This is a genomic window from Rhizobium sp. BK538 (assembly GCF_014197575.1).
Taxonomy (GTDB): Bacteria; Pseudomonadota; Alphaproteobacteria; order Rhizobiales; family Rhizobiaceae; genus Rhizobium.
Genome location: NZ_JACIFT010000001.1, coordinates 23,556 through 40,153, shown reverse-complemented (window position 1 = coordinate 40,153; position 16,598 = coordinate 23,556). Strand labels below are relative to the sequence as shown.

The window sequence follows — 16,598 nt, the reverse complement described above, 5'->3', positions numbered from 1 at the left end:
CAGGTTTTTGAGGTTGTGAACTTAAGAGGCGACCGCCAATGCCGCCTCGATGTCCTTCCACAAGGCCTCGGTTCCTTCGAGGCCAATGTGAAGACGTACGGACCGCGCATGGATCCCGAAGGTATGCGCGGAATTCGGTTGCGCCTTCTGCTGAAGGACGACCTCGCCTGGTACGATCAGGCTTTCATGCCCACCCCAGCTCACTCCCAGTTTGAAGAGCTTGAGGTGATCGGCGAAGGCGCGGATATCGACGCCCTCGCGGAATATGAAGGAGAACAGGCCCGATGTGCCGTTGAGGCCCGCAGGCAGGCGATTGGCAAGGCCCGGATGGCAGACAGTCTCCACCACGTCGAGCTCCTGCAGGCGTTTGGCGATCGTCATCGCGGCCGCCTCATGCGCTCGCATACGGATCGGCAGGGTACGCAGGCCGCGGATCAGAAGCCAGGCATCAAACGGCGAGAGTTTGCCACCGAGATAGGGATAGGCCTCTGCCTTGATGCGGGCGATCATCTCCTTCGAGCCGGCGACGACACCGGCGACGACGTCGCTGTGGCCGCCGAGATATTTCGAGGCCGAATGGATGACGATATCGACGCCGAGTGAGATCGGCTGCTGGAAGTAGGGGCTTGCCCAGCTGTTGTCGATCATGGTGACGATGCCATGCTTCTTGGCGAGTGCCGCGAGCGCGCCGACATCGTGGGCTTCCATCACCCAGCTCGTCGGGCTTTCCATGTAGAAGACCTTGGCGCCGGGCAGCGCTTTCGCCACGGCTTCCTCATCGCGACCATCGACATAGGTCACCTCGACCTTCATGCGCTTCAGGATCGTACCGAACAGGCGGAAGGCATCGGGATAGACATGCTTGACGGCAACAATCCGGTCGCCCGGCTCGACGAAGGACAGCACCGCCGAAGAGATCGCCGCCATGCCGCTTGCAAAGCCGAGCGCATCTTCGGCACCTTCGAGCTTTGCCAGCATTTCCTCGAACATGCGAACAGTCGGATTGAGGCCGCGGGTATAGATCGGCCGGACCTTCTCGCCCCGATAGGAGGAGATCATGTCGTCATAGTCGGAAAAGGTGAAAAGCGATGTCTGGAAAATCGGCGGCACGACGGCTTCGGCGAAGTTTCCTTCGTCGTGTGCGGTGATGAGCGAGGCAAGATCGAACGCGTCTGCGCCGTTATTCATTTGGACATTTCCTTGATATCTTCCTCGACAACTTCGAGGATTTTCAATGTCTCTTTGCGTGCGGCCTCGGCGTCCCGGGCGGCGATCGCGTTGAAGAGCGTACGGTGAAAGGGGAAGGAGCGGCGGGCAAAATCCTCGCGCTCGAAGGGGTGCTCCCAGAACTGCCAGAAAGTCTCTCGCATCTGCTCGAGAAGCTGGCGGAAAAGCGGATTGTGGGTGGCGTCGTAGATTGCCAGATGGAAGGCGAGGTCTTCCGGTCCCGATGTGCCCTTCTGGATGTGGACACGTTCCATCTCGTTGAGGTTCTGCTCGATCAGGATGAGATCCATGTCGGTCCGCTTTCGCGCGGCGACCATGCAGGCCTCGCATTCGATCCCGCGGCGCACCTCGAGCGTTTGCAGCAACGCATCGCGCAGATGGCCGGTATCAAGCGACAGCGGCATGTGGATCGTCGCCTTCGAAACCGGTTTCAGCAGGTAAGTGCCGCTGCCCTTGCGGGTTTCGATGACGCCGAGCGCCTGAAAGTGACGGATCGCTTCGCGGATCGTCGAACGGCCCACCATCAGCGCTGACATCAGTTCACGCTCTGCCGGTAGCCGATCGCCGGCCTTCAGCTGCGCGCTCTGAACATAATCGGCCAAGGCGTCTGTCACCTGACGTGCCCGATCGATTGCCGGAAGCGGCCGGATAATCGGCCTGTCGCTGCTTGATGCCTTCATGGTTCCCCAAATTTTTTATAGGCAGCCCGACCTTCAAATTGGTCTGACATCTTAGCATTTCGCAAAGATTGGCTAGCGTCAAGTGCGAGCTTTGTAGGTTAGCGAGATCCTCGTGTTCGCTCTAGTCGTACGATCTTTGCCATCCGATAGGCTCCTTATCGCCAGTGTCGGCTGACGCTAGGCGCGCCGAACGCGCGCCGCAATGAAGGCCTCTGCATGACATTCCTGCAAGTGCACCAATGAGGTTAGCCAACATCAGGCGTGAGAGTGCCGCCCTTCCACGTCTTCAAAAGCACCTCGATGAACTTTCCGGCAGCGGGCGACAGTTGCGCACCGCGTCGGCGGACGATACCGATGGTTCGGGTCACCACCGGGTCGATGATTGGGCGCGAGACCAAGTACGGGTGCTCTTCTTGAGGCGTCGCTAGCCGAGGAAGAACTGAAATACCGAGCCCGGCTTCGACCAGTCCTAGCGACGTGTTGAGATGAGTGACCTCATAGAACCAGTTCAAGCGAAGATTATGCTTCGCAAGAGCGCCGTCTAAAAGGACCCGGTTACCGCTCGAGCGATCAACGACTACGAGAGGGTAGCCGTCGAGTTGCCCCCAATTCACCTGGTCATGAGCTGCGAGCGGGTGATCCTTGCGCATGGCAAGCACGAAGGGGTCATCGATCAAAGGTTCGAACGAAAGGTCTGGGTCCGAATTTCCCATCAGATTGATGCCAAACTCGACCTCCCCGCGAGCCACCGCCTGCAGCCCCTCGTTGGCTGTTAGATCGCGGATACGCAGCCTGATATGGGGATAGTCAGTGCCAAACTTCTTGATGACCGTTGGCAGAAAATAGAAGGCAGCAGTTGGAACGCACGCCATCGTGATCAGTCCGCGCCGCTGCGAACCGCCATCCTTGAGGGCAAAAAGAGAACCATCGAACTCCTCGAGCATCCGCCTCACTAGCGGAAGTAGCTCCTGCCCGGTCGCCGTGGCAGCTACATGTCTGGTCGTCCGATCCAGCAATGGCGCGCCGATCGACTGTTCGAGCTTCTGGATGCGCCTGGTGAGAGCCGGCTGTGAAATATTGAGAGCCTCGGCAGCTCGGTGAAAGCTCTCAAGGTCTACCACCGCCTGAAAGGCACGGAGATCCAATACTTCGCAATTGATGCTCATATCGCAATAATCCCTTCAAAGATTGCATTTCACAATTAGGCCGACGTTCCACATATTGCAATAAGCAAGACCATTAATCCGACTTGCGCAATATTCGAGGACCTGTAATGAACGACCTAATACGCATACCATGCGTCCTTATGCGCGGCGGCACTTCGCGGGGCCCGTTTTTTCTGGCCTCCGATTTGCCTGGCGATCAAGCTGGTCGCGACGCAGCGCTGCTTTCCATCATGGGATCGGGGCACCCGCTGCAGATTGATGGGATCGGAGGAGGAAACCCGGTGACGTCGAAAGTTGCCATCATCGGTCCAGCTAGCGTTCCTGGAGCGGACGTCGACTACCTGTTTGCACAGGTGCGCACCGACCGACAGATCGTGGATTACTCGCCGAATTGCGGCAACATGCTCGCCGCTGTCGGTCCGTTCGCAATCGAGGCCGGTCTAGTAGCAGCCGCGAATTTTGACACTGTCGTGCGCATTCACAACGTCAACACGGGAAAAATCATCGAGGCGAAGGTTCCGACACGGAAAGGCGAGGTCATCTATCTGGGCGACGCTTCGATCGATGGAGTACCGGGCCTCGCCGCTCCAATCGCCCTCACCTTCCTGGACGCGGCCGGCGCTAAAACGGGAAAGCTCTTCCCCACTGGCAACCCTTCGGACGTCATCGCAGGTATCGAAGTTACCGCAATCGATTGCGCCATCCCGATGGTCCTTGTTCGCGCTGCAGACATGGGCGTGACCGGTTACGAAGACGCCGCCTCGCTATCGGCGAACCTTCAGCTTATCGACCGCCTCGCCTCCATCCGCACCGAGGCAGGTCGTTTGATGGGCATGGGAGACGTGTCCGACATGATCATTCCTAAGCCTGTCCTGATCTCGCCGGCGCGGAACGGCGGGACTTTGTCAGTGAGATACTTCATGCCCAACGACTGCCATCCGGCCCTCGCTACCACCGGTGCAGTCGGAATCGCTACCGCCGCCACTACCTCAGGAACGGTAGCGTCACAGATCGTCGGCGAAAACGGACTGCCGACGCTGGTTCGTATCGAACACCCCAGCGGACGTATCGACGTGCAGCTGGAGACGCGAAACGGATCGACAGTCGCGGGCCTAGTCAGGACCGCGAGGAGACTGTTCGAAGGCTATGCCTTCGCCAAGCCGAACGAGCGTGTCGAACACGCTGCATAACCTGCTCCGGCGAGGACCGGAGCAAATAGGGAGGAAATCTCATGCGTAAATATTTCTTGGCAGCAGCTACCGCGCTGTCTCTCGCTACCGCAGCTAATGCCGACTCCGTTCGCATGAGCGTGGGCTCCTATAATCTAAACAACCTACCTTTCCCTGTCGCCGAAAGCCTGGGATTCTATAAGCAAGAGGGCCTGGACGTCACGACTGAGAACTTCGCGCAAGGCGGCTCGAAAGTACTCCAGGCCCTGGTGGCCGGATCGACGGATGTCGCTGTCGGTTTCTACGACCACACGATCCAGATGCAGTCCCAAGGCAAGCATGTTGTCGGCTTCGTCCAGCTCGCAAGGAATTCAGGCCTTGTTCTCGCGGGCAAGAACGATAGCGATTTCGATCCGGCGAAACCGGAAACAATCAAGGGAAAGAACGTCGGCATCACCTCGCCCGGTTCCTCGTCCGACTTCTTCATCCGTTATTACCTCAAGCAGCATGGCCTGAGTGACAATGACATCTCGATCATAGGTGTCGGCTCGGGAGCCGCGGCTGTCGCCGCCTTGCAGCAGGGCAAAATCGACCTCCTGGTCAACTACGACCCCGCCGCCACGATCGTCGTAGAGCGTGGGCTTGGCAAAATACTTATCGATGCGAGGAGCGACGAAGGTGCCAAAGCTGTTTACGGAGGCATCTATCCGACGTCAGTGCTCTATGCCAACCAAGATTACATCAACGAGCACCCTGAGGTCATTCAGAAGGTTACCAATGCGACGGTGAAGGCGCTTCATTGGATGAAGGAACACTCTGCCGAGGAGATCGTCGCCCAACTCCCCGACGACTTCGTCTCGGGCGATAAGCAGACCTACATCAAGGCAGTGGAGAACGCCAAGGCGATCTTCTCCCAAGACGGCCGGTTCACGCCCGCCGACCTCGAGGTTCCCCTCGCAGTTCTCAAGAGCTTTAACGAAAGCGTCGGCAAGGCCACGATCGACCTCAATACGACCTACACCAACAAGTTCGTCGAAGCCGCTGGCCACAGTGCTGAAAACTAAGGGGTTAAATATGTCAAACGCAGCAAGGAAGATCGAGGCGGCGTCTCAACCTAGCCTTCCCCCGATGGTCACCATTGACAAAGTCACCATGGCGTTCGGAGCCTTTGTCGCAGTCGAAAACGTGAATCTCACGGTTGGTAACGGTGAGTTCCTTTCCATTGTCGGTCCTACGGGGTGCGGCAAGTCGACCATTCTCAATGCAATCGCGGGCCTGTTGAAACCCGCAAAAGGCGAAGTTTGTATCGATGGGACGCCCGTAAAGGACGTCCAGAACAACATCGGATATCTATTCCAGCAGGACGCGTTGCTGCCGTGGAAGACGGCTTACCAGAACGTAGAGTTGGGACTGATGTTTCGCGGTGTGGCGGCAGAAGAACGTCACCCTAAGGTAATGGCCTGGCTGGAAAAGGTTGGGCTGAAGGGTTTTGAGAGCCGCTTCCCTCACCAACTTTCAGGAGGCCAGCGCAAGCGCGTACAGATGGCGCAGGCGCTGATCACCGAGCCCAAGGTAATCCTGATGGATGAGCCTTTCTCAGCGTTGGACATACACACGCGGCATTTGATGCAGAACGAACTGCTGAAACTTTGGCAGGAAGACAGACGTGCCGTGGTCATGATCACGCACGATCTCGAAGAGGCAATCGCGCTCGGTGATCGCGTGGTGGTTCTGGCTGCCGGCCCGCGCAGCCGCGTCATCGAGAGCTTCGGTGTCGATCTAGAGCGCCCGAGAGACGTGGCCGAAATCAAGCTCGACCCCAAGTTCATGACCCTTTATCGCGATATCTGGGCGTCCCTGAGGGGCGAAGTGGAGAAAAGCTATGCAGGCCATTAACGTCCGTCTAATCCAAGTTACACTTTTGGCCGTGATCCTCGGCGCTTGGCAAGTTGGTGTGACATCCGGCGTCATCGATCGGTTCTTTTTCCCGGCACCATATGACATCGTCAACCAAGTAGTCAGCTGGGTTGTCGATCCGGGCTTTTACAAGCACGTCGGCATCACTCTCAGCGAGACTGTTCTGGGCTATCTGATCGGCACGGGTCTCGGCGTTGCGGCGGGCGTCTGGTTGGGACTAAGCCCGTATGTCGCTCGCATCCTTGACCCGTTCATCAAAGCGGTGAACGCTATTCCCCGCGTTGTGCTCGCCCCAATCTTCGTTCTCTGGCTCGGCCTTGGCCTGTGGTCAAAGGTTGCGCTCGCGGTCACGCTCGTGTTCTTCGTGACGTTCTTCAACGCCCTGCAGGGCGTTCGCGAAGTCAACCCGGTCGTCCTGTCGAACTCGCGCATCCTCGGCGCGCGGCGGTCCGACCTGTTGCGCCACGTCTACTTTCCTGCAGCCGCCACCTGGATACTTTCCTCGCTTCGCACTTCTGTCGGCTTCGCGGTCGTCGGCGCGATCATTGGCGAGTACCTTGGCGCATCCGCCGGCCTCGGCTACCTGATCGCCCGTTCGGAAGGCAACTTCGACGCGGTAGGCGTCTTCGGTGGCATTATCATCCTTGCAGTGTTCGTTCTGATCATCGACCTGTTCCTCGATGTCGCCGAAAAGCGTCTCATCACATGGAAGCCGCGGGCTGGAGAAGAACGGCCGGCCTAACTGACCATCGCGATTGTCATGCAGAAGGGCGGCTCACCATCAGCCGCCCTTTTCTTTGCAACGCGATGTGGCGGAAGCAGCGTCACGCTCAAGCCTGCTCGTTTTCACCTTCACGAAGATAAACTTGACGTGTCCGAGTCTAGTCGATCGCTCATATTTACGACTGCACGGGATTTGCCGAGACACTCCGCCCCGGTGGTTCTTGCAGCTGATGACCGGGCTCTTCATCTTCAGCTGCAAGCGGTTAGCCACGTACAATGCGACACCGCCCTGCGACGACATGAAGATGGTCGTATTGTACGGGGTGCGCCGCAGCTGTATCCTGTGGCCTGACAGGTGCAGACGACGCAGTGCGTAGCCGGAGCAAAAGTCCGGTCGCGTGTTTCAACCCGTGAACAAGCAGCCGCGGATCATGGAACTCCTATTGGCCATCGGATTGATCGTCTTCAAGGTCGCGTTGCTGATCGCGATGCTGCTGCTGCTGCCCTTGCCTCTAACCTGGCTGGAACGCAAGATCGCCGGACACATGCAGCAACGGATGGGACCGATGCGCGTTGGGTGGCATGGGCTGCTGCAACCGATGGCGGACGGAATCAAGCTTCTAACCAAAGAAGACCACATCCCGGCCGAGGCAGACCGCTTCCTGTTTAAGGTGGCTCCCATCCTGGCGCTCGCTCCGCCCTTTGTCGTCTTTGTCGCGATCCCCTTCGGCGAAACCGTCTCGGTCCTCGGCGCCGAAGTCACGCTCTACGTTTCCAATATGAATGTCGCGCTCCTTTTCGTCTTCGCGGTGATCGGGATCGAGGTGTATGGCGTTATCTTCGGCGGCTGGGCCGCCAACAGCAAATACGCGGTCCTGGGCAGCCTCAGGACCTGCGCGCAGATGATAAGCTACGAGATCCCAATGGGGTTCGCCGTGATCGGCGTCGTCATGTTGGCGCAATCCATGAGCCTGCTCGAGATCGTGCGAGCGCAAGCCGATGTCTGGAACATCGTCTACCAACCGATCGGATTCTTCGTGTTCTTCGTCGCCGGACTGGCCGAAGCACAGCGCATTCCCTTCGACCTGGCAGAAGCTGAAGGCGATCTCGGCGCCGGGTTCCATACCGAGTATAGCGGCATCCGTTTTGCGTTCTTCATGGTCAGCGAATATGCCATCGTACTGCTGGTGTCGGTCCTGGCAGTAATCCTGTTCTTCGGCGGTTGGAACGGCGTACTGATCCCCTTGCCACCGCTCCTCTGGTTTGCGCTCAAGGTCGCGTTCTTCGTCTATTTGTTCATGTGGTTCCGCTTCACGTTCCCTCGCTACCGCTACGACCAGCTGATGGCGATCGGATGGAAAGTCTTGCTTCCTTTGTCGATGGCGAACATAATCATAACTGGTCTTGTTTTCTTTTAGGGGCCGCAGCGGCTCCGTAGTGGAGCGCCGATGTCGCGCGCACGAGACAGCATTGGAACATGGATCGGCTGGGCTTTCTTCGCCGATCTGGCGAGCGGCTTGGCTCTGACCTTTAGCTACATGTTCTCCAGATCCGTGACCATGCAGTATCCTGACAAGGAAAAATGGTTGCCCTACTCGCGTTACCGCGGGCATCATTTCTTAAAGCGCGACGAAGAGGGCGAGATCAAATGCGTGGCCTGCGAACTCTGCGCGCGAATTTGTCCCTGCGACTGCATCGAAGTCATCCCCTACGAGGACGAGAAGGGCAACCGTCACCCGGCAAAATTCGAGATCGATACGGCACGGTGTCTCTTCTGTGGCCTGTGCGAGGATGCCTGCCCGGCCGACGCGATCGCGCTTGGCCAGCAGTACGAATTCTCGAGTTTTTCCTCGCGTGACTTGGTGATTGGACGGGACGATCTGCTCGCCAAGCCGGGCAAAGCTGTGACCGGCGGCGGCGTGGTCTCGGCGCGCCTGAACACTGAACAGGACGTTCTGGTCGAGACGAGCGAGCCACAAGGGTACAACTGGTGGCAGAATATCCGACGAACGTGAACGCGCGCCAGCCATCAAGCCGAAGCGCGCAGACAGGAGGTCAAAATGCTTGTCTGCCAAATCTTGAAGACCAAATCCCCCGAGATCGTCTCGGTCACGCCGGACCATACAATGGTTGAGGTCCTGAGGTTGTTTCGCGAAAACAACATCGGCTTCGTTATTGTCGGCCGTTCCCCCGGGGAATGCCTGGGAACGGTGTCGGAGCGGGACTGCTGCAACGCAGTCGCTGAATACGGAATCGAAGCGCCCGTCATGCGCGTCGGCGAGATCATGAACCGCCGTGTGGCGACCTGCTCGACCGACGATTTACTGCCTCTTGTCATGGCGATCATGACCGAGCGGCGCACGCGCCATGTGCTGGTCATGGATGGCGACAAGATAGCCGGCGTTGTCAGCATCGGCGACGTGGTCAAGTACAGGCTTGAGGAAGCGATGCGCACGGAGGAGGATCTGTACAATTACATTTGCGGAACTGCTCATTACCACTGACGCTGCCGGCAAGCGCAAGGTTATGGCTCAGCTCGGCCTCTCGGGCTCTGCCCCGAACCCGGCGACGGTGGTGATCTCGAATGGTACGTGCACCTTTTTTACGTCCACCGGACAGGGATATTCGCCTCGCCGCATCAGGCTGTTGAGGCGAAGGGCTCTGTAATTTTCGGGAATGAACACAAGTCCCTGCGGGAAATGCCTGTCGATCTTGAGCTTTGCCGTCAGTTCGTGCTGGGCGGATCGTACAGCCACCTGATCGCCATCCGAAAGGCCAAGTTGTGCCGCGTCCCACGCACCCATTGCGACATAGGGGTCGTCGGCGACCGTGTTCAGGATTTCCGAGCGCTCGGAAAGATACCCATTGTGGAACAGGCAGTTGCCAGTGACCAGCATGAGCCTGTCGGTTGCAATGGGCACCGCCGGTGGGGCGAAGAACCTGCCAGCCGGGAGCACGAGAGCCGCCTTGGTGAATGCTCCCTCAGCGTCTAGCCCATCCTGCGTCAGGCCTTCATAGGCGGGAACCAGCCGGGCGATCTCGTCGAAAATCTCGGTTTGAACCGATGGCCGCAGTGTATGGCTTTGAAGTGCTGCGACAAAGTCGAAGATCGCCAGATTGCCTCGGACCTCGGCGACCGGCTCACGGAACTTGCGGACCTTCTGGAGCCGGCCTTCGTTGTTGGTGAAAGTGCCGGATTCCTCGCCGTAGCTCGCGGCGGGCAGCACGACATCAGCGAGGCCCGCCGTATCCGTGAGAAATGCGTCCTGCACGATCAGCAGACCCGCGGCACGAAGCGCCCGCTGCACAAACTCCCGGTCGGGATAGGACATCAGGGGGTCGCTTCCAACGATATAGAGCGCACCCATTCGCCCCCTGTCGCAGAGTTGCAGCATCCCGTCGAAATCCACGCCTGGTTCCGACGGAATCTCGGCGCCCCAGGCCCGTTCGAGAGTTGCGCGCGCGGCATTATCGGCGACCGTACGCAGTCCCGGCAGAGCGGCTGGTAAAACGCCCATATCCCAGGCGCCTAGCTGGTTGGCGCGATCGAAGAGAAACTGCATCGTCGGGTTCTTGCCGAGCAGGCGGAGAACCTGCAGCAGGTTGTTGAGCTGCTGCAGCGTCGCGCGCGCTGTTGGTGACCTCAGGAGGTCGGCGCTGACAAGCGCTGTGACGCTCCCGCCTTCCAGCAGCGCCGTGGCCAGACGGTACGTTGCGTCGCTGCCGGTGGCCGCCGGCCCGCCAATTGTCGCTCCGATGTCAGCAAGAACGTCGTCCGGCAGGTCCTTTCCGGCCGCTACGACAGAGGCCACGACTGCGGCAAGGCTCGCTGCCTCACAGCCCGGCGAAACGCGAACGACCGCCCGTGCATCGGCGTCCAAGCGGGACGGCCGCACCGAGAGCATGAGCAATCTCGTCTGGCGGCGGCGTGCAGCGTCGCGCAGGAGATACTCGGTGACCGGATTCTCCTCGGTCACGTTGCCACCGACGACGAGCACGCAGGCGTTTCCAATGACGTCCTGGAGCGGCGCGCGGCTGAAAAAGCTAGTAACCAACGGACCGAGCACATCGAAAGGCGTGGACCAGCGCGACGAGCAGTCAATATTGTTTGTTCGGAACATCGTCCGCATCATTTTCTGGAATTGATAAAGCGTCTCGTTGGGAAGGCGTGGCGAGGCAAGCCCGCCTGCTGCCCTTCCCTCAACCGCCGAAAGGCGCTGTCTTAGGTAGTTCTGCGCTTCTTCCCAGGAAACCGGAACGAGGGCGCCATCACGGCGGACCATCGGCCGCTTGATCCTGTCCAGGCTCGCGACGAAATCGAGGCCAAATCGTCCCCGCACGCAGAGGGTTTCGCGGTTGAGACCCTCGTCCCACTTCGAGCGGACCCGCATGAACTCGCCCTTGCGTGTGCCGACCGTCAACTGGCAGCCGGTGCCGCAATGTGGGCATACCGTGTCGGTCTCGGCCAGATCCCACGGGCGGGCCTTGTAGCGATAGGGGAAGCTCATCAGCGCGCCGACTGGACAGACCTCGACGCAGTTGCCGCATTGGTCGCAACTTGCAAGACTACCCTCGAAGCCGGTCACGGCGGTGTCCATACCTTTTTCGACCGTGCCCAGGGCGACCGCGCCGACCACCTCCTCGCACATCCGCACGCAGCGTTGGCACTGGATACAGCGGTTGACGTTCATGATGATGACAGGGCTGAGGCGGATGTCCTCGGAGTGGAACACCCGTTTGGCATCACGAAACCGGCTTTCGCGCGGCCCGTATGCCATCACCTGGTTCTGAAGCTCGCACTCGCCGCCTTTATCACATATCGGGCAGTCGAGCGGATGGTTGGCAAGCAGCATGTCGAGCATGGACGAGCGGGTTTCCTCGATCAGCGGCGTGTTGGTTCGCACCACCATGCCGTCGGTGACTGCGGTGGCGCAGGACGGCTGCAGCCTGCGCTGCCCCTCGATTTCGACCAGGCACATGCGGCACGAGGCGAGCGGCGGCAGCCGCTTCATGTAACAGAAGGTCGGGATGTCGATGCGCAAACGCTCGGCGGCCTGCAGCACCGTGGAGCCAGCTTCCACTTCCAGCATCTGTTCATCGATCGTAATGCGAACCATGGCTTCCTCGCGGTCTTCTTCCAGCGCACCTCAGTGAAACGGGCACCTCCGCTCCTCGATATGGGCGACGAACTCATCGCGGAAATGCTTGAGCGCGGCCCGCAGCCCCATAGCCGCGCCGTCGCCCAAAGCGCAGAACGTATTCCCGAAAATGCCCTTACAGAGCGCGTCCAGCTGTTCCAGATCGCCCGGCTCCCCCTGCCCCGCCTCGACCCGGCGCAACACTTTCACGACCCAGTTCAGCCCCTCGCGGCAAGGCGTGCACTTGCCGCAGGACTCGTGGTGGAAGAACTCGATGATCCGGGTGGCGACCTTGACCATACAGGTCGAGTCGTCGATCACGATCACGCCGGCCGAGCCGAGCATCGAACCGGCGGCAGCGAGCGAGTCGAAATCCATCCCCACCTCAAGCCCGCTTTCCGGGATGACCGGCGCCGAGACACCGCCCGGGATCACCGCCTTGATCCTGCGTCCGGGCAAGGGACCGCCGGCATGGTTCTCGATCAGCTCCCGCAGCGGTATGCCCATCGGCAATTCATAGAGACCGGGTTTGCGCACTTGTCCGCTGAGGCAATAGAGCTTCGGGCCGGGGCTCTTGTCCGGGCCGATCTCCCGAAACCACCTCGAGCCCCGCATCACGATATGCGGCACGCAAGCGAGCGTCTCGACATTGTTGATGACCGTCGGGCTGGCGTAGAGCCCCTCGACCGCCGGAAACGGCGGTTTCAGGCGGGGCTGCGCCCGCTTGCCCTCGAGCGAGTCGAGCATCGCGGTCTCCTCGCCGCAGATATAGGCGCCAGCGCCGCAATGGATATGCACGGCGAAATCGAAATCGGAGCCCAGGATATTCCGCCCGAGGTAACCTCTTTCGTGAGCCTCGGCAATCGCCTGCTCCAGGCGACGGATCGCCGTCACATACTCTCCGCGGATGTAGACATAGGCGGTCTTGGCGCCGATCGCGTAGGCGCTTACCGCCAGCCCCTCGATGAGCTGGTGCGGGTCGCGCTCCATGATGATCCGGTCCTTGAAGGTGCCGGGCTCGCCTTCGTCGGCATTGCAGCACAGATATTTCGGCTTGTCGCCCCGCTTCGGCACGAAGCTCCATTTCATGCCCGTCGGAAAACCGGCGCCGCCGCGACCGCGCAGGTTTGATTCCTTGACGAGGTCGACGATCTCATCGGGCGTGTTCTCGCGCAGCACCTTCTTCAGCGCCTGATAGCCACCGCCCGCCTCATAGGTCGGCAGCAAATGACCATCCGGCACGTTCATGTTCTTGAGGAGAACCGGCTCGAACATGGCGCTACTCTCCCGGCGGCTGCGCGCAAACATGCTCAATGCTCGCCGCCCGCGCTGCTGTAGCCCGAAGATTGTCCAACAACGCGTTTACCCGCGCGACATCCAGATTGCCGTGGTAATCGTCGCCGACTTGCATTACCGGAGCCATCTCGCAGGCGCCGAGGCATTCCACAGTCGAAAGCGTGAACATCCCATCCGGGGTGGTCTCACCCTTGTTGATCGCCAGGACCGCTTCCAGGTGCTTCAGCAGGTCCTCCGATCCGCACAGCATGCAGGAAACGTTATCACAGAGCTGCAGGTGGAACAGACCCACCGGTTCGGTATGGAAGAGCGTGTAGAAGGTCGCCAGTTCGTAAACCCACATCCGCTCGACGCCGAGGATGTCGGCGACCTCCTCCAGCACCGGACCGGGCAGATAACCATGTTCCTTCTGCGCGATCAGAAGCGCGGGCATGATCGCCGAGCGCTGGTTCGGATACCGCGCCGCCGCCGCTTTTATCTTCTCGCGCATGCTCATCGCATCCAAATCTCCTGCTACTTGTCCACCTCCGCCATCACCGGGTCGAGGCTGCCCAGCACGGCGATCATGTCGGCCAGGTAGCGTGCGTTGGTGACCCCGAAGAGGCCCTGAAGGTTCACGAAAGACGGTGCTCGCACCTTCATGCGGAACGGTTTCGGCGATCCGTCGCTGATGATGTAGAACCCCAACTCACCCTTTGGCGCCTCGATCGCCGAATAGACCTCGCCTTTAGGTACCTTGAAGCCATAGGCCGACAGGTCGAAATGCTGGATCAAAGCCTCCATCGAGCAATGCACGCGTTCCTTGTCTACCGGGAACGCGATGGTCGGCATGTCGATCTGGAACGGTCCTTCAGGCATCTGGTCGATACATTGTTCGATGATCGCGATGCTTTCGCGCATCTCATCGACGCGGCACCGCCAGCGCGCGTAGCAATCGCCCTCGTTGCGGGTGATGACGTTGAACGCGAGCCGGTCATAAATCTCGTAGGGCTCGTCACGGCGGATATCCCAGTCAACGCCGGAGGCACGCAGGTTCGGGCCACTGAGACCCAGATCGATTGCGTCTTCGCCGGAGATCACCCCGATCCCCTTCGTGCGCTTGAGGAACACCCTGTTGTCTTCGAGCAATCGCTCATAGTCGCGGATCCGGTTCGGGAAGATGTCGCAGAACTCCCTGATCTTGGGAAGGAATCCGTCAGGCAGGTCCTCGCGCACTCCGCCAACCCTGCAGAAGGATGTGTGCATGCGCGCACCGGTAATCATCTCCAGCAGGTCCATGATCATCTCGCGCTCGCGCATGACGTAAAGCAGCGCGGTCATTGCACCCAGATCCATCGGCAGCGCACCAGTGATCAGAAGATGACCGGAAATCCGCGCCAGCTCGGCCATCATCACGCGGATGTACTGCGCCCGGATCGGTGCTTCTATGCCAAGAAGCTTCTCCACCGCCAGCGCGAAGGCCAGATTGTTGGACGGTGGGCAGAGATAGTCGAGCCGGTCCGTCAGCGGGAAAATCTGCGTATAGGTGAAGCTCTCGGCGAGTTTTTCCGTGCCGCGGTGGAGGTAGCCGATATGCGGATCCACACGCTCGACGTACTCGCCGTCCAGTTCGAGGACGAGCCGGAGTACCCCATGGGTGCTGGGGTGCTGCGGGCCGAGATTGAGGAGCACTTCCTTGGTATTAAGCGCTTCGCCTTCCGGCCTACTGAGCTCGGTGACTTCGGTCATCTCAACTCTCCGGCGTGGAACGGCCTCCTTCTGGAATGTCCCTGGTGGCAATGTCTGGCTGCGTTGGCGGCGGGCCCTCGGCACCGAAGGGATTCAGTTTGTCCTTGTAGCCCCTTAAGGGAAAATCCTTGCGCTGGGGAAAGCCCTCGAAGCCTTCCCACATATAGATCCGGCGCAGATCGGGATGGCCTTCGAACTTGATGCCATACATGTCCCAGGCCTCGCGCTCGTGCCAATTGGCAGTGCGCCAGACCCCCGTCACCGACGGGACGCGAGGCGGATCACCAAGCCGGCACTTGATGCGAACCCGCCATTTGTTCGGCAGCGAATAGAGGTGGTACACCGCCTCATAGCGTGGCAACTCCGGGTAATGATCGACCCCACAGATGTCAGACAGGAAATTGAACCGGAGCGCCGGATGGTCTTTCAGAAATCGGCAGAACTCAACGATCTTTTCGGGTGGAACGGCAAAGGCGTAGATGCCGTGCACGGCGCCGAGGTCCTCGATTGCGGCTTCGAAATGCTCCATGATCAGAGCGCGATTGAGAGACGGCTCCACGCTCATGAGGCTGCAATCCGATCCAGAGGCGTCCCGGCTAGCGCGCGGGATCTCTTGATCTTCTCCTGAAGCAGCAGGAAGCCGTGCATCAGCGCCTCGGGCCGCGGCGGACAGCCTGGCACATGCACGTCGACGGGCACGAAGGTTTCCGACCCCTGCACCACGGCATAGGTGTTGTAGACCCCGCCTGAGATGGCGCAGGTGCCCATTGCGATCACCCAGCGCGGCTCCGGCATCTGGTCATAGAGCCGGCGCACGACGGGGGCGAACTTCCGGGTCACGGTGCCGGCGATGATCATCACATCGGACTGGCGCGGCGAAGGCCGGAACACCACGCCGAACCGGTCGAGATCATAGCGCGCGCATCCTGCCGAGATCATCTCGATGGCGCAGCAGGCAATACCGAAGGTCTCGGGCCAGAGCGCGGATTTTCGGCTCCAGTTGATGATGCTCTCGGCCGTGGTGAACAGCACGCTGTCGCGGATCGCATTGTTTACGCCTCCCATTCCAGCGCTCCCTTCAGCCAGGCGTAGGCGAAACCCACGATAAGCAGCAACATGAAGACGAACATCTCGACATAACCGACCAGACCTATGTCTTTCAGGACGACGGCCCAGGGAAACAGGAACATCGTCTCGACGTCGAAGACCACCAGCAGGATCGCCAGCACAAAGAACTGCACCCTGAAACGGCCCCCGGCGGCTTCGCCCGCTGGGTCCACGCCGCACTCATAGGGCATGTTCTTCTCGGGATAGGGATTGGACGGCCGCAGCAACGAGGAGAAAAATAGCGTCGCCGCCGTCACCAGAACAATTCCGGCAACCATGAAAAGAACCGGCAGGAACTCCATTGCAGCCATAGTCATATCGCATTGCCCCGGTCACCCACCGAGAGCTTTCTTCAGGCCGCCGCCGGCCCCATCCGGAACCGGTAGTGCGGTCGCCCCGGGAAGCGACTTTGGCAATCCTTTCTTGAATTATCAGTGTATTCCGTCG

The 16,598-nt window shown here is 59.8% G+C and carries 17 protein-coding genes; 7 read left to right on the top strand and 10 right to left on the bottom strand.

Going from position 1 to position 16,598, the window contains the following annotated elements; translation table 11 throughout:
* Positions 1 to 21: 21 nt before the first annotated feature.
* From FHX09_RS00185 to FHX09_RS00175, 3 genes are all read right to left on the bottom strand, one after another.
* Positions 22 to 1,188 (bottom strand): PLP-dependent transferase, encoded by a 1,167-nt coding sequence (locus tag FHX09_RS00185; RefSeq protein WP_007795419.1) that lies wholly within the window; start codon positions 1,186 to 1,188, stop codon positions 22 to 24.
* A complete protein-coding gene (locus FHX09_RS00180) occupies positions 1,185 to 1,907 on the bottom strand; it encodes a FadR/GntR family transcriptional regulator (RefSeq protein WP_184448951.1) in 723 nt (240 codons plus the stop codon). The genes FHX09_RS00185 and FHX09_RS00180 overlap by 4 nt, the downstream gene beginning before the upstream one ends.
* Positions 1,908 to 2,152: 245 nt before the next feature.
* Positions 2,153 to 3,073, bottom strand: a complete 921-nt coding sequence (locus tag FHX09_RS00175; RefSeq protein WP_132588158.1) for a LysR family transcriptional regulator — start codon at positions 3,071 to 3,073, stop codon at positions 2,153 to 2,155.
* Between the two features lie 107 nt (positions 3,074 to 3,180).
* Here FHX09_RS00175 and FHX09_RS00170 point away from each other — a divergent pair, with 107 nt between their 5' ends.
* From FHX09_RS00170 to FHX09_RS00140, 7 genes are all read left to right on the top strand, one after another.
* Positions 3,181 to 4,263, top strand: coding sequence for a 4-oxalomesaconate tautomerase (locus FHX09_RS00170; RefSeq protein ID WP_165933031.1), 1,083 nt, complete (start codon positions 3,181 to 3,183; stop codon positions 4,261 to 4,263).
* A gap of 41 nt (positions 4,264 to 4,304) precedes the next feature.
* Complete coding sequence (locus tag FHX09_RS00165; RefSeq protein WP_165933032.1) at positions 4,305 to 5,306, top strand: ABC transporter substrate-binding protein; 1,002 nt, start codon at positions 4,305 to 4,307, stop codon at positions 5,304 to 5,306.
* Between the two features lie 64 nt (positions 5,307 to 5,370).
* Positions 5,371 to 6,138, top strand: coding sequence for an ABC transporter ATP-binding protein (locus FHX09_RS00160; protein WP_037083189.1), 768 nt, complete (start codon positions 5,371 to 5,373; stop codon positions 6,136 to 6,138).
* A complete protein-coding gene (locus FHX09_RS00155; protein WP_007795397.1) occupies positions 6,125 to 6,901 on the top strand; it encodes an ABC transporter permease in 777 nt (258 codons plus the stop codon). The genes FHX09_RS00160 and FHX09_RS00155 overlap by 14 nt, the downstream gene beginning before the upstream one ends.
* A gap of 412 nt (positions 6,902 to 7,313) precedes the next feature.
* On the top strand, positions 7,314 to 8,300 hold the full coding sequence (nuoH, locus tag FHX09_RS00150; RefSeq protein WP_132588159.1) for an NADH-quinone oxidoreductase subunit NuoH: 987 nt from the start codon (positions 7,314 to 7,316) through the stop codon (positions 8,298 to 8,300).
* Positions 8,301 to 8,330: 30 nt separating this feature from the next.
* On the top strand, positions 8,331 to 8,897 hold the full coding sequence (locus FHX09_RS00145) for an NADH-quinone oxidoreductase subunit I (protein WP_132588160.1): 567 nt from the start codon (positions 8,331 to 8,333) through the stop codon (positions 8,895 to 8,897).
* Between the two features lie 45 nt (positions 8,898 to 8,942).
* Positions 8,943 to 9,386 (top strand): CBS domain-containing protein, encoded by a 444-nt coding sequence (locus tag FHX09_RS00140; RefSeq protein WP_132588161.1) that lies wholly within the window; start codon positions 8,943 to 8,945, stop codon positions 9,384 to 9,386.
* Between the two features lie 27 nt (positions 9,387 to 9,413).
* Here the strand turns inward: FHX09_RS00140 and nuoG are convergent, their stop codons facing one another.
* From nuoG to FHX09_RS00105, 7 genes are read right to left on the bottom strand one after another with little or no spacing between them, the layout of a single operon-like run.
* The gene (nuoG, locus tag FHX09_RS00135) at positions 9,414 to 11,999 is read right to left on the bottom strand and encodes an NADH-quinone oxidoreductase subunit NuoG (protein WP_183718669.1); all 2,586 of its coding nucleotides are present in this window, start codon (positions 11,997 to 11,999) and stop codon (positions 9,414 to 9,416) included.
* 30 nt (positions 12,000 to 12,029) lie between these two features.
* A complete protein-coding gene (nuoF, locus tag FHX09_RS00130) occupies positions 12,030 to 13,295 on the bottom strand; it encodes an NADH-quinone oxidoreductase subunit NuoF (RefSeq protein ID WP_132588163.1) in 1,266 nt (421 codons plus the stop codon).
* 4 nt (positions 13,296 to 13,299) lie between these two features.
* Entirely contained in the window at positions 13,300 to 13,812 is a 513-nt protein-coding gene (nuoE, locus tag FHX09_RS00125; protein ID WP_132588164.1) for an NADH-quinone oxidoreductase subunit NuoE, read from the bottom strand.
* Positions 13,813 to 13,829: 17 nt separating this feature from the next.
* Complete coding sequence (nuoD, locus tag FHX09_RS00120; RefSeq protein WP_183718667.1) at positions 13,830 to 15,044, bottom strand: NADH dehydrogenase (quinone) subunit D; 1,215 nt, start codon at positions 15,042 to 15,044, stop codon at positions 13,830 to 13,832.
* Position 15,045: 1 nt separating this feature from the next.
* Positions 15,046 to 15,609 carry an NADH-quinone oxidoreductase subunit C gene (locus FHX09_RS00115; RefSeq protein ID WP_007795371.1) on the bottom strand — a complete coding sequence of 188 codons (564 nt, stop codon included), beginning with the start codon at positions 15,607 to 15,609 and terminating at the stop codon, positions 15,046 to 15,048.
* Positions 15,606 to 16,109 carry an NADH-quinone oxidoreductase subunit B gene (locus FHX09_RS00110; RefSeq protein ID WP_007795368.1) on the bottom strand — a complete coding sequence of 168 codons (504 nt, stop codon included), beginning with the start codon at positions 16,107 to 16,109 and terminating at the stop codon, positions 15,606 to 15,608. The genes FHX09_RS00115 and FHX09_RS00110 overlap by 4 nt, the downstream gene beginning before the upstream one ends.
* A complete protein-coding gene (locus FHX09_RS00105; RefSeq protein WP_037083187.1) occupies positions 16,097 to 16,462 on the bottom strand; it encodes an NADH-quinone oxidoreductase subunit A in 366 nt (121 codons plus the stop codon). The genes FHX09_RS00110 and FHX09_RS00105 overlap by 13 nt, the downstream gene beginning before the upstream one ends.
* Positions 16,463 to 16,598: the final 136 nt, after the last annotated feature.

Coding starts and splice junctions, on each gene's coding strand:
- FHX09_RS00185 (WP_007795419.1), bottom strand. CDS start 1,188: ATGAATAACGGCGCAGACGCGTTCGATCTTGCCTCGCTCATCACCGCA.
- FHX09_RS00180 (WP_184448951.1), bottom strand. CDS start 1,907: ATGAAGGCATCAAGCAGCGACAGGCCGATTATCCGGCCGCTTCCGGCA.
- FHX09_RS00175 (WP_132588158.1), bottom strand. CDS start 3,073: ATGAGCATCAATTGCGAAGTATTGGATCTCCGTGCCTTTCAGGCGGTG.
- FHX09_RS00170 (WP_165933031.1), top strand. CDS start 3,181: ATGAACGACCTAATACGCATACCATGCGTCCTTATGCGCGGCGGCACT.
- FHX09_RS00165 (WP_165933032.1), top strand. CDS start 4,305: ATGCGTAAATATTTCTTGGCAGCAGCTACCGCGCTGTCTCTCGCTACC.
- FHX09_RS00160 (WP_037083189.1), top strand. CDS start 5,371: ATGGTCACCATTGACAAAGTCACCATGGCGTTCGGAGCCTTTGTCGCA.
- FHX09_RS00155 (WP_007795397.1), top strand. CDS start 6,125: ATGCAGGCCATTAACGTCCGTCTAATCCAAGTTACACTTTTGGCCGTG.
- nuoH (WP_132588159.1), top strand. CDS start 7,314: ATGGAACTCCTATTGGCCATCGGATTGATCGTCTTCAAGGTCGCGTTG.
- FHX09_RS00145 (WP_132588160.1), top strand. CDS start 8,331: ATGTCGCGCGCACGAGACAGCATTGGAACATGGATCGGCTGGGCTTTC.
- FHX09_RS00140 (WP_132588161.1), top strand. CDS start 8,943: ATGCTTGTCTGCCAAATCTTGAAGACCAAATCCCCCGAGATCGTCTCG.
- nuoG (WP_183718669.1), bottom strand. CDS start 11,999: ATGGTTCGCATTACGATCGATGAACAGATGCTGGAAGTGGAAGCTGGC.
- nuoF (WP_132588163.1), bottom strand. CDS start 13,295: ATGTTCGAGCCGGTTCTCCTCAAGAACATGAACGTGCCGGATGGTCAT.
- nuoE (WP_132588164.1), bottom strand. CDS start 13,812: ATGAGCATGCGCGAGAAGATAAAAGCGGCGGCGGCGCGGTATCCGAAC.
- nuoD (WP_183718667.1), bottom strand. CDS start 15,044: ATGACCGAAGTCACCGAGCTCAGTAGGCCGGAAGGCGAAGCGCTTAAT.
- FHX09_RS00115 (WP_007795371.1), bottom strand. CDS start 15,609: ATGAGCGTGGAGCCGTCTCTCAATCGCGCTCTGATCATGGAGCATTTC.
- FHX09_RS00110 (WP_007795368.1), bottom strand. CDS start 16,109: ATGGGAGGCGTAAACAATGCGATCCGCGACAGCGTGCTGTTCACCACG.
- FHX09_RS00105 (WP_037083187.1), bottom strand. CDS start 16,462: ATGGCTGCAATGGAGTTCCTGCCGGTTCTTTTCATGGTTGCCGGAATT.